Annotated in this window: 25 protein-coding genes; 12 read left to right on the top strand and 13 right to left on the bottom strand. The window is 64.6% G+C overall.

Annotated features, from left to right (window positions below; translation table 11 throughout):
* Positions 1-8: 8 nt before the first annotated feature.
* The 4 genes from HDG39_RS02080 to HDG39_RS02065 form a co-directional block, all read right to left on the bottom strand.
* Complete coding sequence (locus HDG39_RS02080; protein WP_409259147.1) at positions 9-989, bottom strand: ABC transporter permease; 981 nt, start codon at positions 987-989, stop codon at positions 9-11.
* 64 nt (positions 990-1,053) lie between these two features.
* Positions 1,054-2,619 (bottom strand): sugar ABC transporter ATP-binding protein, encoded by a 1,566-nt coding sequence (locus HDG39_RS02075; protein ID WP_221305599.1) that lies wholly within the window; start codon positions 2,617-2,619, stop codon positions 1,054-1,056.
* Between the two features lie 338 nt (positions 2,620-2,957).
* A complete protein-coding gene (locus tag HDG39_RS02070; RefSeq protein ID WP_184002828.1) occupies positions 2,958-3,977 on the bottom strand; it encodes an ABC transporter substrate-binding protein in 1,020 nt (339 codons plus the stop codon).
* A 175-nt stretch (positions 3,978-4,152) separates the two neighbouring features.
* Positions 4,153-5,205 (bottom strand): LacI family DNA-binding transcriptional regulator, encoded by a 1,053-nt coding sequence (locus tag HDG39_RS02065; protein ID WP_184002826.1) that lies wholly within the window; start codon positions 5,203-5,205, stop codon positions 4,153-4,155.
* A gap of 387 nt (positions 5,206-5,592) precedes the next feature.
* Here HDG39_RS02065 and HDG39_RS02060 point away from each other — a divergent pair, with 387 nt between their 5' ends.
* A complete protein-coding gene (locus tag HDG39_RS02060; protein WP_184002824.1) occupies positions 5,593-6,549 on the top strand; it encodes an aldose 1-epimerase in 957 nt (318 codons plus the stop codon).
* Between the two features lie 45 nt (positions 6,550-6,594).
* Here the strand turns inward: HDG39_RS02060 and HDG39_RS02055 are convergent, their stop codons facing one another.
* On the bottom strand, positions 6,595-7,392 hold the full coding sequence (locus HDG39_RS02055) for an endonuclease/exonuclease/phosphatase family protein (RefSeq protein ID WP_184002822.1): 798 nt from the start codon (positions 7,390-7,392) through the stop codon (positions 6,595-6,597).
* 54 nt (positions 7,393-7,446) lie between these two features.
* Positions 7,447-8,007 (bottom strand): hypothetical protein, encoded by a 561-nt coding sequence (locus HDG39_RS02050; protein WP_184002820.1) that lies wholly within the window; start codon positions 8,005-8,007, stop codon positions 7,447-7,449.
* 270 nt (positions 8,008-8,277) lie between these two features.
* On the opposite strand from HDG39_RS02050, the gene HDG39_RS02045 reads away from it, so the two are divergent.
* The 3 genes from HDG39_RS02045 to HDG39_RS02035 all read left to right on the top strand — a co-directional run bounded on the left by HDG39_RS02045 (position 8,278) and on the right by HDG39_RS02035 (position 11,162).
* A complete protein-coding gene (locus HDG39_RS02045; RefSeq protein ID WP_184002818.1) occupies positions 8,278-9,255 on the top strand; it encodes an AAA family ATPase in 978 nt (325 codons plus the stop codon).
* Between the two features lie 355 nt (positions 9,256-9,610).
* Complete coding sequence (locus HDG39_RS02040) at positions 9,611-10,717, top strand: NAD(P)/FAD-dependent oxidoreductase (RefSeq protein WP_184002816.1); 1,107 nt, start codon at positions 9,611-9,613, stop codon at positions 10,715-10,717.
* A 133-nt stretch (positions 10,718-10,850) separates the two neighbouring features.
* The gene (locus tag HDG39_RS02035) at positions 10,851-11,162 is read left to right on the top strand and encodes a high-potential iron-sulfur protein (protein WP_026225561.1); all 312 of its coding nucleotides are present in this window, start codon (positions 10,851-10,853) and stop codon (positions 11,160-11,162) included.
* A 167-nt stretch (positions 11,163-11,329) separates the two neighbouring features.
* Here the strand turns inward: HDG39_RS02035 and HDG39_RS02030 are convergent, their stop codons facing one another.
* On the bottom strand, positions 11,330-12,886 hold the full coding sequence (locus tag HDG39_RS02030; RefSeq protein WP_221305575.1) for an amidase: 1,557 nt from the start codon (positions 12,884-12,886) through the stop codon (positions 11,330-11,332).
* Positions 12,887-13,127: 241 nt separating this feature from the next.
* On the bottom strand, positions 13,128-13,826 hold the full coding sequence (locus tag HDG39_RS02025) for a dienelactone hydrolase family protein (protein ID WP_184002814.1): 699 nt from the start codon (positions 13,824-13,826) through the stop codon (positions 13,128-13,130).
* A 332-nt stretch (positions 13,827-14,158) separates the two neighbouring features.
* On the opposite strand from HDG39_RS02025, the gene HDG39_RS02020 reads away from it, so the two are divergent.
* Together HDG39_RS02020 and HDG39_RS02015 are read left to right on the top strand one after the other, a co-directional pair.
* Positions 14,159-15,262 (top strand): NAD(P)H-dependent flavin oxidoreductase, encoded by a 1,104-nt coding sequence (locus HDG39_RS02020; protein WP_184002812.1) that lies wholly within the window; start codon positions 14,159-14,161, stop codon positions 15,260-15,262.
* A gap of 451 nt (positions 15,263-15,713) precedes the next feature.
* Positions 15,714-16,859: a branched-chain amino acid ABC transporter substrate-binding protein gene (locus HDG39_RS02015; RefSeq protein WP_018419153.1), complete on the top strand. Its 1,146-nt coding sequence runs from the start codon at positions 15,714-15,716 to the stop codon at positions 16,857-16,859.
* Between the two features lie 105 nt (positions 16,860-16,964).
* Here the strand turns inward: HDG39_RS02015 and HDG39_RS02010 are convergent, their stop codons facing one another.
* Positions 16,965-18,179: an MFS transporter gene (locus HDG39_RS02010; protein ID WP_184002810.1), complete on the bottom strand. Its 1,215-nt coding sequence runs from the start codon at positions 18,177-18,179 to the stop codon at positions 16,965-16,967.
* Positions 18,180-18,428: 249 nt separating this feature from the next.
* Between HDG39_RS02010 and HDG39_RS02005 the strand changes: the two genes are divergently transcribed.
* The 3 genes from HDG39_RS02005 to HDG39_RS01995 all read left to right on the top strand — a co-directional run bounded on the left by HDG39_RS02005 (position 18,429) and on the right by HDG39_RS01995 (position 21,363).
* Positions 18,429-19,091, top strand: a complete 663-nt coding sequence (locus HDG39_RS02005; RefSeq protein ID WP_184002808.1) for a HugZ family pyridoxamine 5'-phosphate oxidase — start codon at positions 18,429-18,431, stop codon at positions 19,089-19,091.
* A 399-nt stretch (positions 19,092-19,490) separates the two neighbouring features.
* Entirely contained in the window at positions 19,491-19,793 is a 303-nt protein-coding gene (locus HDG39_RS02000) for an H-NS histone family protein (RefSeq protein ID WP_008921239.1), read from the top strand.
* 286 nt (positions 19,794-20,079) lie between these two features.
* A complete protein-coding gene (locus HDG39_RS01995) occupies positions 20,080-21,363 on the top strand; it encodes a cation diffusion facilitator family transporter (protein ID WP_184002806.1) in 1,284 nt (427 codons plus the stop codon).
* Positions 21,364-21,426: 63 nt separating this feature from the next.
* On the opposite strand, the gene HDG39_RS01990 is transcribed toward HDG39_RS01995, so the two are convergent.
* The 3 genes from HDG39_RS01990 to HDG39_RS01980 form a co-directional block, all read right to left on the bottom strand.
* Complete coding sequence (locus HDG39_RS01990; protein WP_012431468.1) at positions 21,427-21,885, bottom strand: Lrp/AsnC family transcriptional regulator; 459 nt, start codon at positions 21,883-21,885, stop codon at positions 21,427-21,429.
* Positions 21,886-21,975: 90 nt separating this feature from the next.
* On the bottom strand, positions 21,976-22,608 hold the full coding sequence (locus HDG39_RS01985; RefSeq protein ID WP_184002804.1) for a 3'-5' exonuclease family protein: 633 nt from the start codon (positions 22,606-22,608) through the stop codon (positions 21,976-21,978).
* Positions 22,605-23,249 carry an MBL fold metallo-hydrolase gene (locus HDG39_RS01980; protein WP_184002802.1) on the bottom strand — a complete coding sequence of 215 codons (645 nt, stop codon included), beginning with the start codon at positions 23,247-23,249 and terminating at the stop codon, positions 22,605-22,607. Before HDG39_RS01980 ends, HDG39_RS01985 begins: the two co-directional genes overlap by 4 nt.
* A 102-nt stretch (positions 23,250-23,351) precedes the next feature.
* Here HDG39_RS01980 and HDG39_RS01975 point away from each other — a divergent pair, with 102 nt between their 5' ends.
* The gene (locus tag HDG39_RS01975) at positions 23,352-23,651 is read left to right on the top strand and encodes a hypothetical protein (protein ID WP_184002801.1); all 300 of its coding nucleotides are present in this window, start codon (positions 23,352-23,354) and stop codon (positions 23,649-23,651) included.
* Positions 23,652-23,900: 249 nt separating this feature from the next.
* Positions 23,901-24,506 carry a septal ring lytic transglycosylase RlpA family protein gene (locus tag HDG39_RS01970; protein ID WP_184002800.1) on the top strand — a complete coding sequence of 202 codons (606 nt, stop codon included), beginning with the start codon at positions 23,901-23,903 and terminating at the stop codon, positions 24,504-24,506.
* 119 nt (positions 24,507-24,625) lie between these two features.
* On the opposite strand, the gene rsmI is transcribed toward HDG39_RS01970, so the two are convergent.
* Positions 24,626-25,510, bottom strand: a complete 885-nt coding sequence (gene rsmI, locus HDG39_RS01965) for a 16S rRNA (cytidine(1402)-2'-O)-methyltransferase (protein WP_184002798.1) — start codon at positions 25,508-25,510, stop codon at positions 24,626-24,628.
* On the opposite strand from rsmI, the gene HDG39_RS01960 reads away from it, so the two are divergent.
* On the top strand, positions 25,509-26,021 hold the full coding sequence (locus HDG39_RS01960; protein WP_184002796.1) for a YraN family protein: 513 nt from the start codon (positions 25,509-25,511) through the stop codon (positions 26,019-26,021). The genes rsmI and HDG39_RS01960 overlap by 2 nt on opposite strands.
* Positions 26,022-26,124: the final 103 nt, after the last annotated feature.

The raw sequence follows: 26,124 nt of genomic DNA, 5'->3' as shown, positions 1-26,124 counted from the left end.
CGCCAGAATCAGCGCGAGCGCCGCTGCACGTAAACCGCCGCGACGATGATGCCGGCCTTCACGACGAGCGCGGCGGCATCGGGAATGCCGTGCGCGAGCAGCGTATAGCGCAGCAACTGGATGATCAGCGCGCCGATCAGCGTGCCGCCGATATACGCCTTGCCGCCCGTCAGCGCGGTGCCGCCGACCGCGACCGCCGCGATCGCATCGAGTTCGACGCCAAGCCCCACGACGTTCGCATCCGACGACGAATTCACCGAGATCGAGATCAGCCCCGCGAGGCCCGCGAGCGCCGCGCACAGCGTGTACGCGATCATCTTGACGGTAGCGGTCGGCACGCCGCACAGATACGCGGCTTTTTCGTTGCCGCCGGTGATCAGCAGATACTGGCCGAACAACGTCTTGCGCACGATCCACGCGAACGCGCCGACCAGCGCGAGCATCAGCAGCACCTGGAACGGCACGCCCGCGACCTTGCCGAGCGCGATCCACTGAAAGGCTGGCGTGTTGAACGCCTGCAGGCTGCCGTCGGTGACGACCTGCGCGATGCCGCGTCCGGCGATGAACAGCACGAGCGTCGCGACGATCGGCTGCACCGATAGTCGCGTGACGAGCAGGCCGTTGAACACGCCGCATGCGGCCGCCGCGAGTACCGGCAGCACGAACGCAAGCCCGATGCCGAGCGGCCCCGCTATGTTGAGGAACAGCATCGGCGCGAGCGCGCCCGAAATCGCCATCGACGCGCCCACCGACAGATCGATGCCGCCCGTCGCGACGACCAGCGTCATGCCGATGCCGACGATCACGATCGTCACGACCTGCGTCATGTTCACGTTGAACGTCTGCAACGACCAGAAGTGCGGCGTGAAGATGAGATTGAACAGCACCATCGCGAGCAGCACGATCACTTCGCGCTGCATCGCGAGATAGCGCCATTTGTGCACGGTGCTCCCGGACCGTGCGGGCGGGGTATCGGTCGAGTGCGTCATGGTGGTGTCGGCGCCCGTCGCAGCGGCGCCCGCCGCATCGCTGCGCAGCGAATTCGAATGCAGCTTAAGCGCCATGACGGTCGCCCTCCAACGCGTCTTCGATGTGTGCCGATTGCGCGGCTTGCGCGAGCGCCGATTGGCCCTCGCTGCCGTAGGCGATCGCGTCCATGATCGCGGTCTCGCTCATGTCGGCGCCGTTCAGTTCGGCGACCGTGCGGCCGTCGCGGATCACGACCGCGCGATCGGCGACCGCGGTCAACTCTTCGAGCTCGGACGCGGACAGCAGTACCGCGAGCCCCGCGTCACGCAACTCGCGCACGATCTTCGCGACGTCGGCTTTCGCGCCGACGTCGATGCCGCGCGTCGGCTCATCGAGCAGCAGCAGCGCTGGCTCGGCCGCGAGCCAGCGCGCGAGCAGCACTTTCTGCTGGTTGCCGCCCGATAGCTCGCGGATCGGCTGATCGGCCGAACGCAGCTTGATGCCGAGCGACGCGATGAAGCGATCGACGATCGCCTGCTGCTTCTTCACGTCGACGATGCCGTTTTTCGCGAGCGTGCGCAGACAGACAAGCGTCAGGTTGTCGCGCACCGACAGCTCGGGGACGATGCCTTCGCCCTTGCGGTCTTCGGTCAGGTACGCGAGGCCGCGCGCGATCGCGTCCTGCGGCGACTTCAGCGCGACTTTCTCGCCGCCGATCGACAGCGCGCCTTGTGCCAGCGGATCGGCGCCGAACATCAGCCGCATCGTTTCGGTGCGGCCCGAGCCGAGCAGGCCGGCCAGGCCGACCGCCTCGCCCGCGTGCACGTCGAGCGACACGCCGTTGACCTTCGGCGGCGCGCCGAGCTGCGTCGCGCCGATCACCTGCTCGCCGCGCCTGGCGAGATTCGCTTCGCGCGCGGCCGTGTCGTCTTGCACGACGGCGGCGAGCGAGCGGCCGAGCATCGTCGTGACGAGCTGCAGCTTGTCCATCTCGGCCATCGTGCTTTGCACGACCGTCTGGCCGTCGCGCATCACGGTCACGCGATCGCACAGCGCGTACAGCTCGTCGAGCCGGTGCGAGACGAAAATCACCGCGCGGCCGTCGTCGCGCAGCTTGCGCACGACGGTGAACAGCAGTTCGACTTCGCGCTCGTCGAGCGACGACGTCGATTCGTCCATGATCACCATCTTCGCGTCCGACGACACCGCGCGCGCAAGCGCCACCATTTGCTGGATCGCGGTCGAGTAACGACTGACCGGCTTTTTCACGTCGATCTGCAAACCGAACGAATCGAGCAGCGCGGCCGCGCGCTGCTGCACCGTGCGCCAGTCGATCAGACCGAAGCGGCGCGGCTCGCGGCCGAGAAAGATGTTTTCCGCTACCGAGCGGAACGGCACCAGGTTGATCTCCTGGTAGATCGTGCTGATGCCCGCTTCGCGCGCCTGCTTGGGCGTGCGGAAATCGACCTCGCGGCCTTCGAATCTCACGCTGCCCGAGCCGCGCCGATAGGCGCCGGTCAGGATTTTGATCAGTGTCGATTTGCCGGCGCCGTTCTGGCCGATCAGCGCGTGCACTTCGCCCGCGGTGGCGCTCAGATTCGCGCCGCGCAACGCGGGTACACCGCCGAAGCTGATGCCGATGTCCTGCATCTCGAGCAGCGGCGAACGGGTAAGGGGGGAGGGTGGCGTCTCTTTGCCAGATTCCGTCACGAGAGTTCTCCTGATGCGGATGCTGTCGATATTGCCGACTGCGCTGTTGCTGGCGACGCGGGGTCCGTCGCGCCAGCGCGCCCAGCCCATGCTACGCCCGCATAAAAGCGAAGCGACGGTCCGTCGGTCACGGGCGCGTCGCTTCGAAGCCTTCTCGCCACCCGCCCGACGAGGAGACATTCATGGAAGGCGGGCGACTTCCTGCTACAACGCCGAAGGGAGTCCCCGGGAAAATGATGCGCCCGGGGCGCTTCCCGATCGCTTCCCGATAATTGCGATCAGTAGCCGTACTGCATGTTCTGCTGCACGTTTTCCTTGTCGTAGAAGCGGTCCGACACCTTGATCCAGGTCGGGATCTTTTCACCCTTCGCATAGCGCTGCGCGACGTCGCAGGCGAGCGGGCCGAAGAACGGGCTCGATTGCACGCTCGCGCCGAGTTCGCCGGCCGCGATCGCGTCCATGCCGCCCTTGGTGCCGTCGATCGTGACGATCTGAATGTCCTTGCCCGGCTGCTTGCCGGCCGCCTTGATCGCGGCAATCGCGCCGAGCGCCATTTCGTCGTTGTGCGCGTATACGGCGGTCACGTCGGGATGCGCCTGCAACAGTGTTTCCATCACCTTGCGGCCGGTGTCGCGCGCAAAGTCGCCGCTTTGCGACGCGATGATCGTCATGCCGGGGTTCTTCGCGATGACTTCGTCGAAACCCTTCTTGCGATCGTTCGCGGCCGACGCACCCGTCGTGCCTTCGAGCTCGATGATCTTCGCCTTGCCGCCCGTCGCCTTGACGAGCCAGTCGGCGGCGCGGTGACCCTGATCGATGAAGTCCGAGCCGATGAACGTGATGTAGTCGCGGCCAGCCTTCGCCACCGACTGGTCGACGTCGCGGTCGACGAGGATCACCGGAATGCCGGCCTTCTTCGCCTGCAGCACGACCGGCGCGAGCGGCTTCTCTTCACGCGGCGGGAACACCAGCAGATCGACGTGCTGGGCGATCATGCTTTGAATGTCGGAGACCTGTTTGGAGTTGGAGCCGTTGGCGTCGGTCATCACGATCTGCCAGCCGCATTTCGCGGCGACGTCCTTGAAGCTCCGGGTTTCCGCGAGACGCCACGGGTTGTTGCTTTCGGTCTGCGCGAAGCCGACCTTCAACGGGGTTTTGGTCGGCAACTTCGGCAATGCGTCGTCGGCGTGCGCGGCCGCCGCGCCGACACCGATTGCCAGAGCCAGCAGCGAAGCTGCCAGCGGACGAATCTGCTGCTTTCGCGCGTGCATGCGCGACTGCGTATTGAGCGACGCCATGTCTTCCTCCAGTAACCGGTGACGGTTTATTTGCTTTTTGTGCTACTCGGGACTGTCTCTGTCTTGCCGGGGTGCCGACGTTTTTTCGCCGGCGAGCGTGCCGTCGGCTATGACCCACCGATGCGCTTTCTTCCCGACCCGACGTGCCGATTATTCCACCAGGAATTATTATCGGTCAATCACTAATAATATTAATTGCCGCCGGTTTCGCCTCGGTAATTACCCTGACCGAGGTACGTTCGACCAGCGGTCCATCAAGCTTGACCGTGCGATGGCGCACCGGCGCGCCGGCCGCGCGGTTGTGCTCTTCCTGCAGCAGCGTTTCGACGGCCCAGCGGCCGAGTTCGTAGTTGGGCAGCACCACCGTCGACAGCGGCGGATGCGTGTGGCGCGCGATTTCCTGGTCGTCGTAGCCGAGCACCGACACGTCCTCGGGCACGCGCAGGCCGAGCTGCTTGAGCGCCTCGATCGCGCCGATCGCGCTCAGGTCGTTGGCGCAGAAGATCGCGGTGGGCGGATTGGCCTCGCGCATCAGCGACAGCGTCAGCTCGAAGCCGAGGCCCGAGCTCCAGTCGCCGTCGCGCACGAGTTCGGCCGCGAAAGGCAGGTCGGCGGTCGCGAGCGCCGTGCGGTAGCCCTTCAGGCGGTCTTTCGCGGCGTCCTGCCACGGCTCGCCGTTGATGTAGCCGATGCGCCGGTGGCCGGCCTGCAGCAGGTACTCGGTCGCCAGATGGCCGCCCGCGACCTCGGCTGGCACCACGGACGAGAACGTGCTGTCGCTGGTGTAGCAGTTCAGCAGCACGGTCGGCACCTGCGACAGCGCGGCCGGCGGCGCGACTTTGCGCGTGTAGACGGTCGCGTAGATCACGCCGAACACGTGCGGATTGGTGAGGACCGTGTCGAGTACCTGTTTTTCGATGTCGGCGTTGCCGTGCGTCGAGTAGACCGCGAGCATCTTGCCGCTCGCGTACGCGGCGTCGCGCGCGCCGTCGATGTTGACGACCGGGTGCGGGCTCGTCGAGATTTCGTCGGCCAGATAGACGATCAGGTTGCGCTCGTCGCTCGATGCCGCTACGGGCGCGCGCAGCGACAGCCGGTAGCCGAGGTCGTGCGCGGCCTTCAGCACCTTGTTGCGGGTCGCATCGGAGAATTTCGCGCCGGCCGCGTTGTTGAGCACGAGCGAAACGGTGGATTGCGACACGCCTGTGAGCTTGGCGATGTCGGTCATGGTGGGACGGCGTTGAGTCGATTTTTTCATTGTGCGGGCCGCGCGGAGGCGGCGCTGAAGCAGGGGAATGCCAGCGGCATCATGCTGCTGACGGTACCACTAATAATATGCGTGCGGCAACGCACGCTAACCCGCCATTTGGGAACCGAGCTTACGGTCCGTTACCGGGCTTTTTTAACGAATTTATTACTAATAATATTGACCGATGGTGCGGTGTCGTGCGATTCTCGCTCGGGGCGGACGGAGGTGGTCCGCCGGCCGCGGGGTGCGCGGCACGTCAAAGGAGATATGAATGCACGCTGATGCCGCTTTCCGCTCGCGGTTTCGCCTCGTCTGACCATGCGCGACGTTTCCCTGAATCCTGCCCGGCCGCGCGAGGCACAGGCCATGACTCGATCGGCGACTCAACGCTCATGGCTCGACGATCCCGCGATCGCCGCGCGCCTCGTCACGTTGTCGGCCGGTGTGTTGCGAGCGGTGCTCGCGCCGGACGTTGGCGGCGCGCTCGCGGCGTTCTACGAAGTCGCGCCGGAAGGTCCGTTGCACTGGCTGCGGCCGGCGCTGCCGGAAGCGTTCGAAGCGCGCGATGCGCTGCGCATGGCGAGTTTTCCGCTGTTCCCATACTGCAACCGAATTCGCGATGCGCGCTTCGCGTTCGACGGCGCGACGATCGATCTCGCCGGCAACGACCCGCGTTTCGCCCACGCGCTGCATGGCAACGCGTGGCGGCATCCGTGGCGCGTCGGCGCGCGCAGCGAAAGCGCGGTGGACCTGCACTTCGAGCACGAGCCCGATGCGAGCATGACCGGCGACTGGCCGTTTCGCTATCGCGCGCGGCAGCGTATCGAGTTGCGCGGTGGCGCGCTCCACATCACGATGTCCGCGCGGAATCTCGCCGACCGGCCGATGCCGTTCGGCATGGGCCATCATCCGTACTATCCGCGCACCCCGGCGACGCGCATCCATGCCGACGTGCAGGCGATGTGGCACGCGGACACCGACGTACTGCCGACGCATCTTGGCCCGCATCCGGCCGTCGACGCATTGCGCGCGGGCATGTCGCCCGATGCGTTCGATCTCGACAACAACTTTTCGAACTGGTCGCGCGTGGCGACGATCTCGTGGCCCGACGAGCGCCGCAATCTGACGATGCGTGCCGACGCGCCGTTCGATCACCTGGTCGTGTTCGCGCCGGCCAACGATCTGCAGCTATGCGTGGAACCGGTCACGAATACGACCGATTGCTTCAACGCGGTTGGTACACAAGAACACGTCGGTGGCTGCGTATTGCAGCCGGGGGAGGAGATCGAAGCGGCGTTGAGCTGGACGCCGCATCGCGAGTGAGGGGGACGCGCGTTCCGTTGGCGAAAGCTCAGCCAACTGAAGCGCTCACTCCAGCCGCAACTTCGCCATATACGGCAAATGATCTGACAGCCACGCGGTCTCCTGCGTCGGCTGGATCCATTCGACCGGCTGCATGTCGCGCACGAACATCTTGTCGAGCGACAGCGCCGGCGAGAACGCCGGGAACGTGCGCGCCGGTTCGCCGAGCAGCGTAGCGACTTCCTGTAAGCCATGCTCGCGAAAGAGCGGCACCGAGTCGTTGCGCCAATCGTTGAAATCGCCGGCCAGCACGAGCGGACCGTCGGGGGCTTCTTTCGCGATCCAGTGCGCGATCCAGTGCATCTGCCGCAACCGCGCCGGACGCGTCAGCGCGAGATGCGCACAGAGCAACGTGACGAGTCGTCCGCCGAACGTCGCACGCGCGACCAGCAGGCCGCGCTTTTCGAAGCGGTGCGCGGAGATGTCCCAGCGGCCGCCGAGATCGAGCGGATGCGGCGACAGGATTGCATTGCCGTGCCGCCACGACGGCTTGAACACGTTCGGGCCGAGCGCGACTTCGAGTTCGAGCGCGCGCGCGATTTCGGTTGCCTGACAGTGCCATACGTCGTTTAGGGGATCGCCCATCGGCGCGCCGAAACTGCTCGCCAATACCGGCGATGGCATACGCCGCGCCATCGCTTCCTGCAGGAAGTATGCGTCCGCGTGGGTCGATTGAACCCAGCGCTGCATCGCCTGCCAGGCCTGAAAACCGAGCGGTGTGCGGCCCTTGTGCAGGTTCCAGCTCACCGCGACGAAATCGTTCGGCGCGAGGCTCTCGCGGATCAGTTCTTCTGGGTTTCGCATGCCGCGTTATCCACGTGTTCTGTTTGAGCGCGTCGGTAAGGCGCGCGGTTCCTGTCAGTTCGGATTGCTGCTGCCGGTCGCGGCGCCATTGCCGCTCATGCCGCCGTTCGTGCCATTGCCGTTCGCACCATTGCTCACGACGTTCGCATGCACGCGGTACACGAGGTTCGGATTGTGATCGACGATCGTCCAGCTCGCCCATTGATCCGGCGGCACCACGAGACCCGGGTGGCTTGCGCTCACCTGGCGCGGCTGCGGCGGCAGCTTGCAGCCGATGTCGGTGCGCCGCGCATTGTCGTCCTCGAGCGTTTCCTGCGTGTCGATCGAAAACATCACGCCCTCGGGATCGACGCGCAGCGGCGACACCGTGATCGTGCGTGACAGATCGATGCTGCCGGCCGGCTGGTCCTTGCAGCCGACCTCGTGTTGCACGACCTGGTGATGCGTATCCGTGCGTGCCTGGCCGACGGTGGTGGTGCCGTCGAACGAATCGATCTGCTGGCCATCTTTCACCACCTGCAGCTGCCATTGCACGACCTGCTGCGCTGGCCGTTGTTGCGCGTGGGCGAGCAACGAAGCGCCAAGCAGCATGGCCACGATACTGGTTTTCCACATAAAAAGGATCTCCGCTCACGCGTCGGTTGCGTGGGTGCCTCGCAGCAATTAGAGAGCCATCTTACCCCCGATGGCCGCGACGATTTCTGACACGGTCGACGAGGGCCGGTTCAGCAACAATCCATTCCAGATAAGGATGGGATGCCAGCGATCGTTAGCAGCAGAGCCACATGACTGCTGGCTTGCACGTGTTTATGTCCCCGCTACACTGGACTCGAACCGGCGCTCACAAGGCGCCGCCGCTACAGAATCAGCCAGACGGGGTGAGCGATGACGACAGCAATGGTCAAACAGGAAATCGCCGTGGCCTCGTTCAGCCGGGTGTATGACCTCGACGAGGTCGAAAGCGCGCTGAACGGTCTCGGCGAGGGCGCGAACGAGGCGCTGCGCACAACCTACGAAAAGATGCTGAAAACCGGCAATCTGCGATTCTGCGTGAAGCCGAACCGGATGCCGTCGATCGACGATCTGATCGGCGCGCTGCCCAATTTTTCCGCACCGCTCGACGACATCCGCAAGCAGGTCGCGCTGTGCCTCGAAACCGAGGACCGGCTCGAACTGATGCCGATCCTGTTGCTCGGCGAGCCCGGCATCGGCAAGACGCATTTCGCGAAGCAGCTCGCGCGCCTGCTCGGCACCGCGTACCAATACGTCGCGATGAGTTCGCTGACGGCGGGCTGGATTCTGTCGGGCGCGTCGTCGCAATGGAAGAACGCGAAGCCGGGCAAGGTGTTCGATGCACTCGTGAACGGCAGCTACGCGAACCCGGTGATCGCCGTCGACGAAATCGACAAGGCGAGCGGCGATTCGCAATACGATCCGCTCGGCGCGCTGTACGCGCTACTCGAACACGACACCGCCCAGAGCTTCATCGACGAGTTCGCCGAGATACCGATCAACGCGGGCAACGTGATCTGGATCGCGACCGCCAACGACGAACGCGCGATCCCCGAGCCGATCCTGAACCGCATGAACGTCTACGAGATCTCGCCGCCGGACCACGCCGGCGCGCGACGCATCGCGCAGTCGATCTACGTCGAGATCCGCGGCGCGCATAATTGGGGCCTGCGCTTTCCGGAGACGCTTGGCGACGCGACGCTCGATGCGCTCAAGCGGGCGTCGCCGCGCGAGATGCGCCGCGCGATCCTGAACGGCTTCGGCGCGGCGCGCATTGCGGGACGCGACCAGATCGAGCCCGCCGATATCCGCCTGGATTACGGAAACCGGCGAAAACCGATCGGTTTTTGAGGTTTTCGGTCGGTTTTTTGCACCAACGCCCCGCTTCTCTGGAATTTGGGGCGCTGTCTCGGCAAATTCGTACAGCCTGCGTGGTGAATGCCGCGGCAATTATTGCTACTTTCGATGTGGAGCGTGGAATCGAGCCAGCTTGCGCCGCCATCGCCTGGTCGGCGCGCACGAACGTTTGTCACTTCTGTCTGTACCGAGTCGTACAATTTTCCGTGGCGGTGATAAAAAGACATAAGCAGACCATCGGACAGATGCGTTCGACAACAAACGGAACGCGGCGGCGAGGTACCGTACTTGTCTTCCTTCCATCGGCTGAACGAGGCAGCGCGCGGCCCAATGCGCCGCGTCAAAGGATATGGATCAGATCGAATGTGTAGTGATCGGCGCCGGCGTGATCGGCCTCTCGACGGCGCGCGCGCTGGCGGCGCGCGGGCGCGAGGTGATCGTGCTGGAGGCCGCCGACGCCATCGGCGTGGGCACGAGTTCACGCAACAGCGAAGTGATTCACGCGGGCATCTACTATCCGCGCGGATCGCTGAAGGCCACGCTGTGCGTGCGCGGCCGCGAAATGCTGTATGACTATTGCGCCGAGCGCAATGTGCCGCATTCGCGCTGCGGCAAACTGCTCGTCGCCACGTCGCGAAACCAGATTCCGCAGCTCGAAAGCATCATGGCCAAAGGGCGCGACAACGGCGTGCTCGACCTGATGCGCATCACCGGCGATCAGGCACAGGCGCTCGAACCGGCGCTCGAATGCGTGGAGGCGGTGTTTTCGCCGCAGACGGGGATCGTCGATAGTCATCAGTACATGCTCGCGCTGCAAGGCGATGCCGAGCGCGACGGCGCCGTGTGTGCGTTCCATGCGCCGGTCGAGGCGATCGAGGCTCATAACGGCCGTTTCACCATCGCGGTCGGCGGTGCGGCGCCCACCACGATCAGCGCTGCTTGCGTGATCAATAGCGCGGGTCTGCATGCGAACGCACTCGCGCGCAAGATTCGCGGACTCGACGCGCGCCACGTGCCACCGCTCTACTTCGCGCGCGGCAATTACTTCAGCATGTCGGGGCGCGCGCCGTTCAGCCGCCTGATCTATCCGATGCCGAACGAAGCCGGCCTCGGCGTGCATCTGACGATCGACCTCGGCGGCCAGGCGCGCTTCGGTCCCGACGTCGAATGGGTCGACGCGATCAATTACGACGTCGATCCGCGTCGCGCGGAGTCGTTTTATGCGGCGATTCGCGCGTACTGGCCGGCCTTGCCCGATGGCGCGTTGCAGCCGGCGTACGCCGGTATTCGTCCGAAGTTGTCGGGCCCGGGCGAGCCCGCCGCGGACTTCATGATCCAGGGGCCGGCCGCGCATGGTGTGCGCGGGCTCGTCAATCTGTTCGGCATCGAGTCGCCGGGGTTGACCGCATCGCTTGCGATTGCGCAGCGGGTCTGCGAGCTGAGCGGGCGGGCTTGAAGCCGGGTTCGCACCGTACCGATCCGCTTATCTTTAGCATTTGGAATCTCACGGGCGACGGCTACGTTGCTATGCTTGGCGAACGCTGTCATTAGAACGGCGTTGATTCCCATATAAATGGAGTGCGTTCCCCATGAGATCTTCCCGTCGTACGTTTTTGATCACCAGCATCGGCGTGGCATCGACGCTCGCGTTGTCGCGCCAGGCGTTCGCCGACGCGCCGAAAGTCTCCGAAACCGATCCGACCGCGCAGGCGCTTGGCTACAAGGCGGACGCGAGCAAGGTCGACAAGGCGAAATTCGCCAAATACACGCCTGGCGAGCAATGCAGCAACTGCAGCTTCTTCCAGGGCAAGGCGGGCGACGCTTACGGCGGCTGCCCGATGTTCGCGGGCAAGCAGGTCGCGGCCACGGGATGGTGCAGCGCCTATAACAAGAAGGCCTGAGCAAGCCTGCGCTTGAGGTGCTTGCGAGCCGCACGGGATGCGCCGCAATACCGCGGCGCATCCCGTGATTGTGCGCATCGTGGTGCTTCGCGCCGCGCGCGGCGCAGGCTGCGCTCCGCAAGCCGGGCCGGTTTTTCAAAGCTTCATTGCAGCGGGCCGTTGGACTTTTAGCGGCGCGCATCCATCAATGGTGGCCGCCTGTCGAACCACGGCCGTGCCGCCTCGAGTTGCGCGGCGAGTCTGAACAGGGTCGCCTCGCCGCCGATACGCGCCGCGAACTGCACGCCGATCGGCAGCCCGCGCGCATTCCAGTACAAAGGCACCGACATCGCCGGCTGGCCGCTAAGGTTGAACAGCTCCGTGCATCCGGCCCACGCGAATGCCTTGTTCGACGCTTCGAACAGCAGTTTCTTCATCAATCGTTCTAGCGGCATCGTGGTGACCGCGCGCATCTGCATGCGCTCGACCGAGCTTGGCCGCATCTCGCCGATCTTGATCGGCGCGGACGCGAGCGTCGCGCACAACAGCACGTCGTAGCGGTTCAGCAGGTCGGTCAGACGCGCGGTGATGCGGCGCTGTTCGTCGAGCGCGGCCGGCAAGCCCTGCTCGCCGAGCTTGCGGCCGACGTGCGCCATCGCCCATGTCGAAATTTCGAACTCGCCGCGCGTTGGCTTGTGACCGGTGATGCGCTCAGCGTTCAGCACGAGGTCCTCGGCGGTCACCGACCACAGCGTCAGGAACGCATGACGGACCGCCGCGAAATCGACGCCGAGCGACACCGGCTCCAGACGATGGCCGAGTGAGCTCGCGAGTTGCGCGGCGTCGTCGAGCGCGGTGCGCGCATCGGCCGATAACGACGGCGCGAGCATCGGCTCGGTCACGTAGGCGATCGTCAGCGGTTTGCACGGCTCGCGCGTCGCGCCGAGAAAGGTGCCGGGCGCGCCGGTCGGCCGCTCGGCGTTGCCGGCCAGCAGATCGAGCAGCAACGCGCTGTCGCGCACGCTGCGCGACACGGCGTGATCGATGCCGAGTTCGCCGGCGCTGGCCTGCGCCGCGCGCGGCACGCGACCTCGCGAGGGTTTCAGGCCGAACAGTCCGCAGCACGACGCCGGAATCCGGATCGAGCCGCCGCCGTCCGACGCATGCGCGAGCGGTACGATGCCGGCAGCGACCGCCGCCGCCGCGCCGCCGCTCGAACCACCCGGCGTGTGATCGATGTTCCACGGATTACGGCACGCACCAAATAGTTCGGGCTCCGTATAAGGCATCTGGCCGAGCTCGGACGTGCTGGTCTTCGCGAAGATATTCAGACCCGCCGCTTTCGCGAGCGCGACGACCGGCGCATCCTGAGTCGGAATGAAATGGCGGTAGTGTCGGCTGCCCATTGCCATGGGCAGTCCCGCAACGGGCGCGCCGAGATCCTTGATCAGGAACGGTACGCCGGCGAGCGCGGCGTGGGCGGTGGAGTTGTCCGTCCCGTTCGCGCCGTCGACGGTATTCGCGCGATTCGCGTCTTCGCGCGACGCACGTTGGCGGGCCGCATCGTAGTCCTTCAGAACGACCGCGTTGATCGCGGGATTGACGGCCTCGGTGCGCGAGATCGCGACGTCGATCAATTCGCGCGCGCTGACCTGGCGCGTGCGCACGAGCTCGGCGAGGCCGATGGCGTCATGAGCGAGATAGTCTGATTGCACGTCGGTTGAGCCCTCGCGGTCGGTTGGCATGCTGCGTCGAATTCGTGGCCGGCCATGCAGGCGCGACTGGGGCGCTTCGCTCGACATCGCGTTGCCCCGCTCGCGCGTCGCACATGTGAAAAGACGGCGTGTCGGCCGACACGCCGTCTTGCACAGAGTACCCGAGTTGAGCGCCGACGTGACTCATGTGAATTCGAGTGCGCACTTCAAATGCGCGAGCTTGCGATCACATGCGCAACGCGGCGGTCCGACTGAATGCCGGAACCGCGGATTACATCCGCTCGCCGAGGAAGGTCAGCGTGCGGCCATGCGCCAATGCCGACGCGTGCTGGTTGTACGACGCACGCTCCGAGCAGTTGAAACCGTGATCGGCGTTCGGGTAGATGTTGAATTGCACGTCGGCGCGACCCGCGAAGCGCTCCTGAATCTGGCCGATGTCCGACGGCAGAATATGCGCGTCGAGCTCGCCGTAGTGGAACTGCATCGGCACCTTGATGTTCGCGGCTTTGTCGAGATGGTTATGGATGCCGCCGCCGTAGTAGGCGACAGCGGCGTCGACCGAACCGGCCGCCGCGGCCAGATAGGCGAGACGGCCGCCGAAGCAGTAGCCGATCGCCGCGATCTTGCCGGTCACTTCCGGCAGCGCGCGCAAGGCGGCCGCGGCGGCGCCGAGGTCGGCGACCGCGTCGTCGACCTTGGTTTTCTGCATCAGCTCGATGCCCTTTTCGCGATCCTTGCCCTCATACGTCAATTCGACGCGCGGCTGCACGCGCCAGAACACGTCCGGGGCGAGCGCGACATAGCCGTCCTGCGCGTACTGATCCGCGACAGAGCGGATATGGCCGTTCACGCCGAAAATTTCCTGAATGATGATGACGGCCGGTCCCTTGCCGCCCTTCGGCAGCGCGAGGTAGCCGCCGAAACTGTCGTTGCCGGCGGGGATGTCGATCCATCGGGAAGTCGTGCTCATGCTGTTCTCCATTGACTCGCGCGACCGCCGCGCGAGGTCGGTGTGTACGAAACGCTCAAGGCCGCGAGGCCCTGCAACGGGCGCTTAGTTTGCCATCAAAAGAATCGCCTTGCAGCGAGGGGGGACGGGGCCTCGCGGGTGATGCGGCGTGCTTCGATTCTCGTAAGGCGATTGAAACGATCTCGATAATTCATATCTCCGCGATGGCGCGTGTCGGTACAGTGTCGGTACAGTCAGCGCGTGATGGCTCGCGCGTGTCAGCGCATCTCGCGAACATGTTGGCGAGCGCATGAATCAGCACATCGACGGCTTTGCGCCGGAAGGAAACGAACATGAATGAAGACAGTTTCGTGACGCCGTTCGCCGAGCACTTCCAGATGCGGGTACCCGTCGTGCAGGCGCCGATGGCCGGCGGCGCGACGACGCCGGCGCTCGTCGCGGCGGTATCCAATGCGGGCGGACTTGGTTTTCTCGCGGGGGCGGCGCTCGCACCCGAGAAGATCGCGAGCGAGGTCGCGGCGATTCGCGCGCTGACTGATCGCCCGTTCGGCGTGAATCTGTTCGTGCTCGATGCGGTCTCGCCCGATGAAGCCACCGTGCGCCGCGCGCTCGACGCAATCGATCCGCTGCGCGCCGATCTCGGCTTGCCGCCGGGAGAGCCGCTCGCACGCTATGCGCCTGACTTTCGCGCGCAACTGGAAACGCTGATCGAATTGCGGGTGCCGGTCGCCGGCTTTACGTTCGGACTGCTAGCAGCGGACGACGTCGAGCGTTTGCACGCGAGCGGTAGCTATGTAGTTGGGACTGCGACGCATGTTGCCGAAGGCATCGCGTGGCGCGATGCGGGCGCCGATGCCGTCGCCGCGCAAGGCGCGGAGGCGGGCGCGCATCGCGGCACGTTCATCGGCGCATTCGAAGATGCGCTGATCGGCACGATGGCGCTCGTGCCGCAACTGGTCGACGCGACCGGTCTGCCGGTGCTCGCGGCCGGCGGCATCATGGACGGTCGCGGCATCGTCGCGGCACTCGCGCTCGGCGCGCAAGCCGCGGTGATGGGCACCGCGTTTCTGACCACCCGCGAGAGCGCGATCCCCGAGGTATGGAAAACCCGCGTGCGCGGCATGTCAGATACATCGACCACGGTGACGCGCGCGATCACGGGCCGCCACGCGCGCGGCATCCGCAATCCGTTGATGCAGCGTTTGCGCGAATCGGCGGACAGCATCGCGCCGTATCCGGTGCAAAACGCGTTGACGCAGGAGTTGCGGCAAAACGCGGCGCGTGCGCAGAACGGCGATTACCTGTCGTTGTGGGCGGGGCAGGGTGCGCCGCTTGGCCACGCGCGCGCCGAAGCAATCGGCGCGATCGAACTGATGGCGCAACTCGAGCAGGAATGGCAGGCGGCCTCCGTGCGAATCGCCGCGTTCTTGCGTTGATTGCATTGCCGATTTAAGGCTGATTTAGGTTTTTTACCGCACTCACAATCCTGTGCGGCACGCCACATTTTTGAGTCGAAAAACCCTTCGAATCATATGTGACAGAAGCCGGAAAAAGGCTAAATCCGCGCCCGCGGAGAAGCTTCCAAATTAGCGGAAACCCGCATGGGATGGGGCTTTCCGGCCCGCTCGCCCAAGCCGCGAGCGGTTCGCCCGGGAACTGCGCTATTAGTGTTGTTCCCACTTTCTCAAAAAATTCCCCCAAATTAATTTGATGGCCTACACTTGCGCGCAAGTACGGTTTGCCAACTGTCACAAACAGTCCGGTAAACGTACTGGCCAAGTGCATGAACGATGCAACCGGCGTGGTCGTCCACGGGACTGAGCGACACGTGTAGGGGAAGCGGGGCACAGGGCGATTACGTTGTTTTGACCGAAACTGGAGACTTACATGAACATCAAAATTCAAAAGCTGTTGCCGATCAGCGCCGCGGCGCTGCTGTTCGCGACGTTGGCAACATCGGCCGCGGCCGACACGGTCGTCAAGATCGGTCACGTCGCGCCGTTGACTGGCGGTATCGCTCACCTGGGTAAGGACAACGAAAACGGCGCGCGCCTCGCCATCGAGGAAATCAACGCGAAGGGTCTGACGATCGGCGGCCAGAAGGTCACGCTGCAACTCGACGCGCAGGACGACGCGGCTGACCCCCGCACGGCTACGCAGGTTGCGCAGAAGCTCGTCGACGACAAGGTCGTCGCCGTGGTCGGCCACCTGAACTCGGGCACCTCGATCCCGGCATCGAAGATCTATAGCGATGCGGGCATCGTGCAGATCTCGCCGTCGGCAACGAACCCGGCCTACACGCAGCAAGGCTTCAAGACGACCTACCGCGTCGTCGCGACCGATGCTCAGCAAGGCCCCGCTCTCGCGAACTACGCGGCGAAGGGCATGAAGGTGAAGAGCGTCGCGATCGTCGACGACTCGACCGCTTACGGCCAGGGTCTCGCGAACGAATTCGAGAAGACGGCGAAGTCGCTCGGTATGAACGTCGTGTCGCACGACGCGACGAACGACAAGGCCGTCGACTTCCGCGCGATTCTGACGAAGATCAAGGGTGAAAATCCCGACGCGATCATGTACGGCGGCATGGACGCGACCGGCGGCCCGTTCGCCAAGCAGGCGAAGCAGCTCGGCCTGCGCGCGAAGGTGCTGGCAGGCGACGGCGTGTGTACCGACAAGCTGTCGGACCTGGCCGGCGACGCAACCGACAACATCGTCTGCTCGGAAGCCGGCATGGCGCTCGAAAAGATGGCGGGCGGCAAGGCGTTCGAAACGAAGTACGAGAAGCGCTTCGGCCAGCCGATCCAGATTTACGCGCCGTTCACGTATGACGCGGTGTACATCATCGTCGACGCGATGAAGCGCGCTAACTCGACCGATCCGGCGAAGATCCTGGCAGCGATGCCGACGACCGACTACAAGGGCGTGATCGGCGAAACGACGTTCGACTCGAAGGGCGACCTGCAGCACGGCGTGATCTCGCTGTACAACTACAAGCAAGGCAAGAAGACGCTGCTCGACGTCGTGAAGATGTAAATTCGGTGTGGTCGAAGGCGGCGTCGGGCCGCACTTCGATTTGCCGCTAAAGAGGCACGTGGGCCGCAGGCTTGCGTGCCTCTTCTTTTTGGCGTTGCGTTTGCGTCAGATCTTCAAACGCCGCAGCACCTTCGGCCCGACGAGCGCGATCATCGCGGCGCACACAGCGACGACCGACAGCCCGATCGTCAGATTGGTCACCTGCGCGACCGCACCGATGATCACCGGTCCGAGCAGCAACCCGAAATAGGCCAGCCCCGCGACGTGCGCGAGCCCCTCGGCCGCGTGGATGCCCTTCACGCTCGCGGCGGCGGCGAACAGCACCGGCATCATGTTCGCGAGGCCCAGGCCGATCAGCGCAAAGCCGGCGAGCGCGGCCACCGGATTCGGCAGCAGCAGCGCGTCGACCATCCCGGCGCAGGCGAGCGCCGCGCTGATCATCACGAGTTGCGGCGCGCCGAAGCGGGCGCGCACCGCGTCGCCGGCAAAACGCGCTGCCGCCATGCCGCCGGAAAACGCCGCGTAGGCGGCGCTGGCGAGCGCGGGCGTCGAGAGCACGACATCGCGCATATAGACCGTGGCCCAGTCGTACATCGCGCCTTCGGCGATCAGCGCGACCAGCGCCATCGTGCCGAGCGCCCACAACGCCGGCGAGCGCCAGCGGCTCGCGCGCGGCGTCGCGGCATCGGGATGCTCGGCGTGCGGCACGTGCGGCAGCACCGACGGGCACGCGAGCACCAGCACGAGCGCGCTGGCCGCCGCGGCGAGCGCGAGATGCAGAGCCGGCGCCATGCCGCGCGACAGCAGCGCCCCGCCCACCGCCGCGCCGAACATGCCGCCAAGGCTGAACATCCCGTGCAGCGACGACATGATCGGCTTGCCGAGCGCCTTTTCGACGGCGCTCGCTTCGGCGTTCATCGCGACGTCGAGCGTGGCCAAGCCCGCGCCGAAGACGGCCAGCACGATCAGCAAGATCCAGTACGCCGGCACGACGAGGATCAGCGCGGCGCAGGCGGCCATCGCGAGGCCGCCGGTCAGGCAGGCGCGGCGCGTGCCGACCCGCGCGATCCACGACGCATTGGTCACCATCGCGCCGATCGATCCGCCCGCCACCGCGAACAACGCGAACGACAGCATCGCCGGATTCAGATGGAAGCGGTCGCGCACCGTCGGCACGTGCACGCCCCACGACGCGTACATCATGCCGGCGATGAAAAATACTGCCATCGTGGCAATGCGTGCGCGTTGCCGTGCGGTGACGGACAGATTGCGATGCGCGGCGGGCAGGACGGCGAATTCGGAGGCTTGGTGATCGGGCACGGAGATCTCGAGGCGAAGTGCGCGAGAAAGCGCATTGAAAGCGGATCTTCGATTCTATCGAAGCGTGGTGGCGAATGCTTGGAGCCGTGGGATCGGGCGCATACGATTGATAGGCTGGGGATGCAACCTGGCGGTATTGCCGGCTGTCATGCCATGGACCGCCGCAGTTGGTTTTTGCATTGGCGTGCGGCGGCTTTTCTACCACTCGCCGCGTTCCGTTCATTCCTTAATTCACCGAGGAACGCTCAGTTGAACATTCCGGCTCACGCTCCGCTGCATCTGCTGCACACGGCCACGATCGGCACGCTCGCCACGCACGCTCGCCAGCCCGAGGGCTTTCCGTATCCGTCGGTGCTGCCGTTCGCGCCGGACCCGCGGCATCGTCCGACGATCCTCGTGAGCCGGCTCGCGGAGCACACGCACAATCTGCGCACCGATCCGCGCGCCGGTTTTCTGGCCGTCGACGCACCCGACGGCGACGTGCTGGGCGGCCAGCGCGTCACGCTGCTTGGCCGCTTCGAGCCGGTCGGCTCGAGCCCGGAACTGGCGCGGCGCTACCTGCGCTATCACCCGGACGCGGAGCGCTACCTCATGCTGGGCGATTTCACGTTCTGGATCATGGAGGTCCAGCGGCTGCGCTACATCGGCGGCTTTGGCGCGATGGGCTGGCTCGACGGCGCTGAGCTCGATCCGCTGCCGCCGCTTGCAGTCGGCGAGGAGGACGCGCTGATCGCGGAATTCGGTCACCGGCTGAGTGGCGCGGGCGGCGTCGAATTGCTGGGTGTCGACCGTTATGGCGCCGATCTGAAACGCAACGGCGTGCGCCACCGTTTCGCATTCGATGGCGCCCGGTCCGATACCGGGACATTGCACGCCGCGCTCGAAGTCTGCATCGAGCGGCATGCGGATTAAGCATTTATCGTTTATCGGGAAGACACGCATGCGCCAGTCGCGACGAACGGGGTCTTTGTCTCAATAGTGCGCGGCTTATCCAAGCCAAAGCTTTCATGCCGTGAAATGTTCGATGTGCAATGGACCGCTCAAGTCTCATTTCTTGATAGTTAAATCGTGTAAATATGCAGATGAGTGGACTTTTTTAGCGACATGCGAAATCAGCGATTAGAAAGGGCGTAGTCCGACCCAAAAGCAGCGCAGGAAACTTTTTGAAACGAATTTAAATTAATTTTTTCCGGTTACTTATCCAGCCTTTCTATTTTGTGTTAATCTCGCCGTCAAATTCCGAGGCATGAAACCTTCAAAGGCGAGTCGGCAAAAGACCGGCGGTCATTTATCCATACCACAAGGGAACCTATGTCTTCTTACAAGGAACTGCTCGCACAGCGCGAGAAGCTCGAAAAGCAGATTGAAGAAGCGAAGTCGCGCGAATACGCTGAAGTCTTGAATGAAATCAAGCAGAAGATGGCGGATTACGGCATTTCGCTGAGCGAACTCGGCGGCGGTCGCGCACCGAAAGGCGCTAAAGCGAGCCGGCCGCGCGCAGGCGTCGCGCCTAAATATCGCGATCCGGAAAGCGGCAGCACGTGGTCCGGTCGCGGCAAGCCGCCGCGCTGGATTGCGGGTCTTGATCGCGAAAAGTTTCTGATCCAGAAGTAATCACGATCAGGCGGGCAGTGAGGGTTGGCCGCGCGCAATACGAATAGCGGCAATCCACCGCGTTTATAGCCTGCTGCAGAATCTCAAAAAGCCGCGCACCGTTCAGGGCGCGGCTTTCGTCGTTTGCGGCGCCGAGTTTTTTGTCACATGCGCTTCAGGCAACTGGAACGCGAATGCTTTTCGTTTAGATAAACGATTGATTTAAAAAGGTTTTTTTCCGATTTTCCCTGCGCGCGCGATTCGCGGCGGGTACAATAACAATAATTGACCTTTCCGCCACTTCAGCATGCAGTCCGCCGCGATCACCCAAACCACCGAGAAACAACGCGTTGCGCGCAAAAGTACTTTTGCAAGTATTGCGCTCAATAGCGTGTTGATGACGCTGCAAATCGCCATCGGCACGATCGCGCACTCGCAGGCGCTAGTTGCCGACGGTATCCATTCCCTTGCCGATCTTATTTCCGATTTTGTCGTGCTGATTGCCAATCGGCACAGCGGGGCCAAGCCCGACGCGGATCACAATTACGGGCATAGCCGTTATGAGACGGTGGCGTCGTTATTTCTCGGCGCGCTGCTGATCTCGGTCGGCGTTGGCATGTTGTGGCGCGCCGGTACGCGGCTCGCCGATCTGCAAAATATTCCCGCCGTGCACATGAGCGCGCTCGCGGTCGCGGCGCTCGTGCTGCTCTGCAAGGAAGCGCTGTTTCGCTACATGCTGCGCGAGGCGAAGCGTGTGCGTTCCGCGATGCTGATCGCGAACGCATGGCACGCGCGCTCGGACGCGGCGTCGTCGCTGGTGGTGGGGATCGGCGTGATCGGCAGTCTCGCCGGCTTGCGGTTGCTCGACCCGATCGCAGCGGCAATCGTCGGTTTCATGGTCGCGCGCATGGGCTGGACCTTCGGTTGGGAAGCGCTGCAGGATCTGTCGGACCGCGCGCTCGACGAAACCGCCGCGGCCGACATGCGCGCATTGCTGATGGCCACCCCTGGCGTGCGTGACGTGCACGAAATGCGTACGCGCAAGATGGGCGATTTCGCGCTCGTCGACGCGCACATTCTGGTCGATCCGATGATTTCGGTATCGGAAGGGCATTACATCGCGGAGTCGGCGCGTCTGCGTGTGCTGACCGACAAGCGCGTGCTCGACGCGCTGATCCACGTCGATCCGGAAAACGATGCGCTTGCGCATCCACCGGTCGATCTGCCGCCGCGGGAGCGCGTGACCGCCGAGGTCGACACGGCGCTGGCGGCCTGGGGCTTGCAGGCCGCTGCGATAAATCTGCACTACCTGAGCACCGGGCTCGATGTGGAGGTGGTGTTACCGGCGGCGGCGTCCGTTGAAGGGCGCGCTGCAGACGGCCCAGAGGCCGCGCGTCTGCTGGAAAGCGAGGCGCAGTCGCTTGGGCGCGTCGATCTGGAGGCGCTCAAGCGTCGTCTCGGCGCGCGCAAGCTAGACGTGCTTCTGCAACGGGATATCTCGGCCGCGCAAGGCGGTTCGGCGGCGGAACTCAAGGCTGGCGTCGCTCCCGGCGGTCGGTCAATCGCCACGGAGCCTCACAACGCCGCCTGAGTCCGCTGAGTTTCGGACACCCGATGCCGCGAACCTTCATGCCGCCCGCAGCGGCGGCATGCATCACAAAGGCAACTGCGTATCGAACTTGATTTCGCGCAGCACGACGCTCGTCCGCACCTGTGCGACGGCTGGAATCTTGAAAATGCGTTCGTGCAGGAAGCTGTCGTACGCCTTGATGTCCGGCGCGACGATCTTCAGGATGTAATCGGATTCACCGGTCGTGCTGTAGCACTCGGTCACTTCGGGGCAGGTGGCGATTTCCCGCTCGAACTGCTCGACGCCTCCTTCGGTGTGGCGCGTCAGATGGATATGCGCGAGCGCGCACACATGCAAGCCGAGTTTTTCGCGATCGAGCAGCGCCGTGTAGCGCTGGATCACGCCCGACTGTTCCATGTCCTTGATGCGCCGCCAGCACGGCGTGCTCGACAGCCCGACCTGGTCGGAGATTTCCTGCACGGAACGACGTGCGTCGAGCTGCAGTAGGCGCAGGATCTTCTGTGAGAACGTATCGAGTGTCAACTGCGCCTCCGTTAGCGTCGCCGTATCAACGCATGGTAGAGGGCGCGAAAACGAAACGCAATGTAAAACGGCTCTCGCGAGCGAGATTGCCTAATTTACCGGGTCGGGAGCGGCGTTTTGCCCTGAGCCGTCCCCATCATCCTTAGCGTCCCCCGGCAGCTCGGGCTGACGCGTGCGCAAGTCCTTCAGCATGTTGCAAAAGAGGGCACCCTGCTCGATTGCGTCGTCGAGCGCGACGTGCGTGTGCGGATGCTCGTCGAACCAGTGCTTCGGAAAGCGCGGCTTGATGTTCTTGCGGTACGGCAGGCCAGTCATCGCGAACGCGAGCGTCTTGATGTCGAGCGCCGACCAGGAGAACGGGCAGCGGTCGACGAAGCGCATCATGTACCAGAACATGTAGGTGAAGTCGAAGCCGGCCGGCATCGCGACGAACACCGGCTTGCCCGGCAGCGCCTCGACCCATTCGACATAGGCGGTCAGGGCCGCCTCGGGCTTCTGCAAGTCTTGGCGGCAGGCCGCCCACGCTTCCGGCTGGGTCTTCCACCACGCCGCCTGCACAGGATGCGGCGCCGCGCCTTCGAGTAGTTCGAGATTCGCCGAGAACGTCGCGATCAGCTGCTTGTCTTCGGTGTATGCGGCGGATGCGAAGCTCAGCATCGAATGCGGGCCGGGGATCGGGCCGTCCGCTTCGACGTCGGTACTGACATAGATTTCGCTGCTCATGCGCCCACTCCGTCTGCGACGTAGGGATTCGTGCGGCGCTCGGCGCCGAACGTCGAGGTCGGGCCGTGGCCAGGCACGAACGTGACGTCGTCGCCGAGCGGCCAGAGTTTGTCGCGGATCGAGCGGGTCAGGTTCGCATGATTGCCGCGCGGGAAATCCGTGCGGCCGATCGAGCCGGCGAACAGCACGTCGCCAACCAGCGCGAGCCGGTGCGCGCGGCTGAAGAACACCACGTGGCCCGGTGTGTGGCCGGGGCAATGGTAGACCTCGAAGGTTTCGTCGCCGAATTGCACGGTGTCGCCGTCTTGGAGCCAGCGGTCGGGCTCGAAGGCGTCGGCGGCCGGGAAGCCGAAGCGCGTGCTCTGGTCCGGCAGCTTGTCGAGCCAGAAGCGCTCGTCGGGATGCGGACCTTCGATCGGCACGCCGTGGTGGCTGGCGAGTGTCTTCGCGCCGGCGCAATGATCGATGTGGCCGTGGGTCAGCAAGACCTTCTCGACGGTCACGTTCTGCCGCGCGATCTCGCGCTGGATCATGTCAAGGTCGCCGCCCGGATCGACGACGGCAGCGCGCCCGGTGGCCTCGCAAACGAGTAGCGAGCAGTTCTGCTGGAACGGCGTGACGGGGATCAGGGTGACTTTCATGGCTGGACGACGCGCTGGAAAAACGTTGATTGTACCGGGGCTCGCGACAGCCTCCGCCGCCCATGCGACGAGGCCCGCTCACGGCCCGTCTCGGTCTTTCGTATGTCCATTTTTGCGATAAATGTGAAGATTGATCAAGTTTTTGAGCAGCTCACCATCCCAAAAAAAAGTTTTGGGTATAATGGATTCCATGCACTAGGAATTGTGCTGCCACAAGGCGATGCGTTCCCACAAAAAGGGAATGCCGCTCGCCGTTCAAGTAAGGGCTGTCGGAATGCCGACGGCCATCCAGTATCGATGCGTTCGATGCACACGTCTTACCCAGCCAGGCGCCGCGCGCCTGCTACGGAATTAATCTCCGTGACGCTGGGTGAGGCCTACGCCGCCGTTCCTGCGCGCTGAGTTGCGCGCGCAAGAACGTGTCATTGCCACGTTCAGTTGGCGGCATGTGGGGTCTGGTCAGGCTGCCGGGGACAGGTTGCGCCAGACGTGAAAATTAACCGTGCGGTAGCGGCTGAGTGAGCCGTATCCGGGCTTTGACGTACTGCGCTTTTTCGCGCGGCGCGTTGTCGTCCCCTACCGCCGGAGCCGCAAGCAACATACCCAGCAGTTTTGCGGGTGACGCGGCTCGACCATGTGATTGCACGTCTTATGAAAACTCGGCTAACCCGTGGTCTAGGGACTCTTTTTGCCTTTTTTGTACTGGCCGGCTGTGCCACGCCTCCGGGCGCGCGCGATACGTCCGCGAACGACACGCCGCAAAGTACAAAGAACGCGCACCTGAGCTCTTTCGGACCGCAATCGTTCGGTAGCGCGCCGGCCTCGAGCCCGAGCGCGTCGAACGCGCCCGCGTCGCCGCTGGCTGACGCGCAGCCGCTCACCGACGACGGCGTCGACGTCGCGGACTTCCATCAGATCGGACGCGCGTCGTGGTACGGACGCTTCTTCCACGGCCGCCGCACCGCCAATGGCGAGCGTTACGACATGCATGCCCTGACGGCCGCGCATCGCACGCTGCCGCTCGGTTCGTACGTGCGCGTGACCAATCCGGCCAATTCGCGCTCTGTGATCGTACGAATCAACGACCGCGGCCCGTACGCCCGCGGCCGCGTGATCGACCTGTCGATGGCGGCCGCCGCCATGCTCGACATGCGCCACACCGGTACCGCGCGGGTCAAGATCGAAGGGCTCACGCAACAGGAAGCGCGCGCCGAGCTGAACGAGACGCTTGCGTCGAACTCGGACTCGAACAAGTGATGTGATGCTACGTGGCGATGATGCCGCGTCGGCTAAACCAACCGTCTGCAGAAAATCGAAGGGCCGCGACATGCGGCCCTTTTCTGTTGCCGTCAGCCTTTTCCCGCCGGGCTCGACCCTCACGTTTCGGGCTTGTCTTCCTTCAGCGCCAGCGCGCGCGCGTACAACACGTTGCGCGATGCGCCCGTGAGCGCCGCCGCGACCTTCGCCGCGCTACTCACCGTCAATTCTTCCAGCAAGATGCCGAGCAGCGCGTCGTGATCGTGCTCGCCGGCCGCTTCGGGCGCCGCGCCTTCGACCACCAGCACGAATTCGCCACGCTGCCGGTTCGCGTCGGCAGCGAGCCACGTTGGCCCTTCGGCCAGGGTGCCCTGGTGCAGGGCTTCGTGTAACTTCGTCAGTTCCCGCGCGATCAGCAGACGGCGTGTGCCGCCAAACGCATCGGCGAGCGCCTGCACCGTCTCGACGATCCGGTGCGGCGCTTCGTAGAACACCATCGCGTGAGGATGTTGCGCGAGCGCCTGCAAGGCGGCGGCGCGCGCCTTCGGCTTCGGCGGGAGGAAGCCGAGGAACGAGAACGTCGCGACCCAGTCGCCGGTCGCGCTGAGAGCGGTGGCGAGCGCACTCGCGCCGGGCAGCGGGACCACCACGAAGCCGGCCTCGCGCACGGCATCGACGAGCTTGGCGCCGGGGTCCGAGATGCCCGGCGTGCCCGCGTCGGACACGTAGGCCACGCGCTCGCCGGCCTGCAGATACTCGATCACGCGCTGCGCGGCGGTGCGCTCGTTGTGCTGATGCACGGCGACGAGCGGCTTCGAGATGCCGTAGCGCGCGAGCAGCTGACCGGTGTTGCGGGTGTCCTCGGCGGCGATGCGATCCGCGAGTCCGAGCACGTGCAGCGCGCGCAGCGTGATGTCGGCGATGTTGCCGATCGGCGTGGCCACCACATACAGCGCTGCGGCGGGGTACTGCTGCCCTTGCGCGAGTTCGGAGAGAGGAGTCATGACACGGAAGACACAAACAGACGGAACGAGGCCGACATTGTGCCATGTGGGCTTGCGCGAGCAGGCCGTGCCGAAGACTGCGCAAAAGACGCCCATACACGCCGGTCCAAAAACCGCCCACAACTTTTCCGCCGCTCACCAGTCCAAATCCGTCGGCGCGGCTTTCGAAGCACGCGCGCGAGAATTTTTGCAGCGCCAGCGTCTGCGCTTCGTGGCGCGCAACGTCACCTGTCGGGGCGGCGAGATCGATCTCGTGATGAGTGATCGTGACGGCGCGCTGGTGTTCGTCGAAGTTCGCGCGCGTGCGCAGCGGCATTATGGCGGTGCGGCTGCGAGCATCGGTTGGCAGAAGAGACAGCGCATCGTGCGAGCGGCGCGGCACTATCTCGCGACGCGCGCCACGACGAACCGCGGCCCGCGCGACGAACCCGCGTGCCGTTTCGACGTCGTCGCGTTCGAGAGCGGCAGGCTCGTGTGGTTGCGCGATGCGTTTCGCGCCGACGAAGTCTGACCGACAGCGCAGACAACGCGCGTGAGTGCGATAAACTTGCGCTCGCGTGCCGCGCGAACTCATCGGCGGCCACAGCCTGGCAGTATGACTTCACAACACGGCC

Source organism: Paraburkholderia lebeckiae (assembly GCF_014201005.1).
Taxonomy (GTDB): Bacteria; Pseudomonadota; Gammaproteobacteria; order Burkholderiales; family Burkholderiaceae; genus Paraburkholderia; species Paraburkholderia tuberum.
Note: the sequence above shows the minus strand (reverse complement) of the source record. Positions and strands in the feature narration are given on the sequence as shown.

Coding starts and splice junctions, on each gene's coding strand:
- HDG39_RS02080 (WP_409259147.1), bottom strand. CDS start 989: ATGACGCACTCGACCGATACCCCGCCCGCACGGTCCGGGAGCACCGTG.
- HDG39_RS02075 (WP_221305599.1), bottom strand. CDS start 2,619: ATGCAGGACATCGGCATCAGCTTCGGCGGTGTACCCGCGTTGCGCGGC.
- HDG39_RS02070 (WP_184002828.1), bottom strand. CDS start 3,977: ATGGCGTCGCTCAATACGCAGTCGCGCATGCACGCGCGAAAGCAGCAG.
- HDG39_RS02065 (WP_184002826.1), bottom strand. CDS start 5,205: ATGACCGACATCGCCAAGCTCACAGGCGTGTCGCAATCCACCGTTTCG.
- HDG39_RS02060 (WP_184002824.1), top strand. CDS start 5,593: ATGACTCGATCGGCGACTCAACGCTCATGGCTCGACGATCCCGCGATC.
- HDG39_RS02055 (WP_184002822.1), bottom strand. CDS start 7,392: ATGCGAAACCCAGAAGAACTGATCCGCGAGAGCCTCGCGCCGAACGAT.
- HDG39_RS02050 (WP_184002820.1), bottom strand. CDS start 8,007: ATGTGGAAAACCAGTATCGTGGCCATGCTGCTTGGCGCTTCGTTGCTC.
- HDG39_RS02045 (WP_184002818.1), top strand. CDS start 8,278: ATGACGACAGCAATGGTCAAACAGGAAATCGCCGTGGCCTCGTTCAGC.
- HDG39_RS02040 (WP_184002816.1), top strand. CDS start 9,611: ATGGATCAGATCGAATGTGTAGTGATCGGCGCCGGCGTGATCGGCCTC.
- HDG39_RS02035 (WP_026225561.1), top strand. CDS start 10,851: ATGAGATCTTCCCGTCGTACGTTTTTGATCACCAGCATCGGCGTGGCA.
- HDG39_RS02030 (WP_221305575.1), bottom strand. CDS start 12,886: ATGCCAACCGACCGCGAGGGCTCAACCGACGTGCAATCAGACTATCTC.
- HDG39_RS02025 (WP_184002814.1), bottom strand. CDS start 13,826: ATGAGCACGACTTCCCGATGGATCGACATCCCCGCCGGCAACGACAGT.
- HDG39_RS02020 (WP_184002812.1), top strand. CDS start 14,159: ATGAATGAAGACAGTTTCGTGACGCCGTTCGCCGAGCACTTCCAGATG.
- HDG39_RS02015 (WP_018419153.1), top strand. CDS start 15,714: ATGAACATCAAAATTCAAAAGCTGTTGCCGATCAGCGCCGCGGCGCTG.
- HDG39_RS02000 (WP_008921239.1), top strand. CDS start 19,491: ATGTCTTCTTACAAGGAACTGCTCGCACAGCGCGAGAAGCTCGAAAAG.
- HDG39_RS01995 (WP_184002806.1), top strand. CDS start 20,080: ATGCAGTCCGCCGCGATCACCCAAACCACCGAGAAACAACGCGTTGCG.
- HDG39_RS01985 (WP_184002804.1), bottom strand. CDS start 22,608: ATGAGCAGCGAAATCTATGTCAGTACCGACGTCGAAGCGGACGGCCCG.
- HDG39_RS01980 (WP_184002802.1), bottom strand. CDS start 23,249: ATGAAAGTCACCCTGATCCCCGTCACGCCGTTCCAGCAGAACTGCTCG.
- HDG39_RS01975 (WP_184002801.1), top strand. CDS start 23,352: ATGTCCATTTTTGCGATAAATGTGAAGATTGATCAAGTTTTTGAGCAG.
- HDG39_RS01970 (WP_184002800.1), top strand. CDS start 23,901: ATGAAAACTCGGCTAACCCGTGGTCTAGGGACTCTTTTTGCCTTTTTT.
- HDG39_RS01960 (WP_184002796.1), top strand. CDS start 25,509: ATGACACGGAAGACACAAACAGACGGAACGAGGCCGACATTGTGCCAT.
- rsmI (WP_184002798.1), bottom strand. CDS start 25,510: ATGACTCCTCTCTCCGAACTCGCGCAAGGGCAGCAGTACCCCGCCGCA.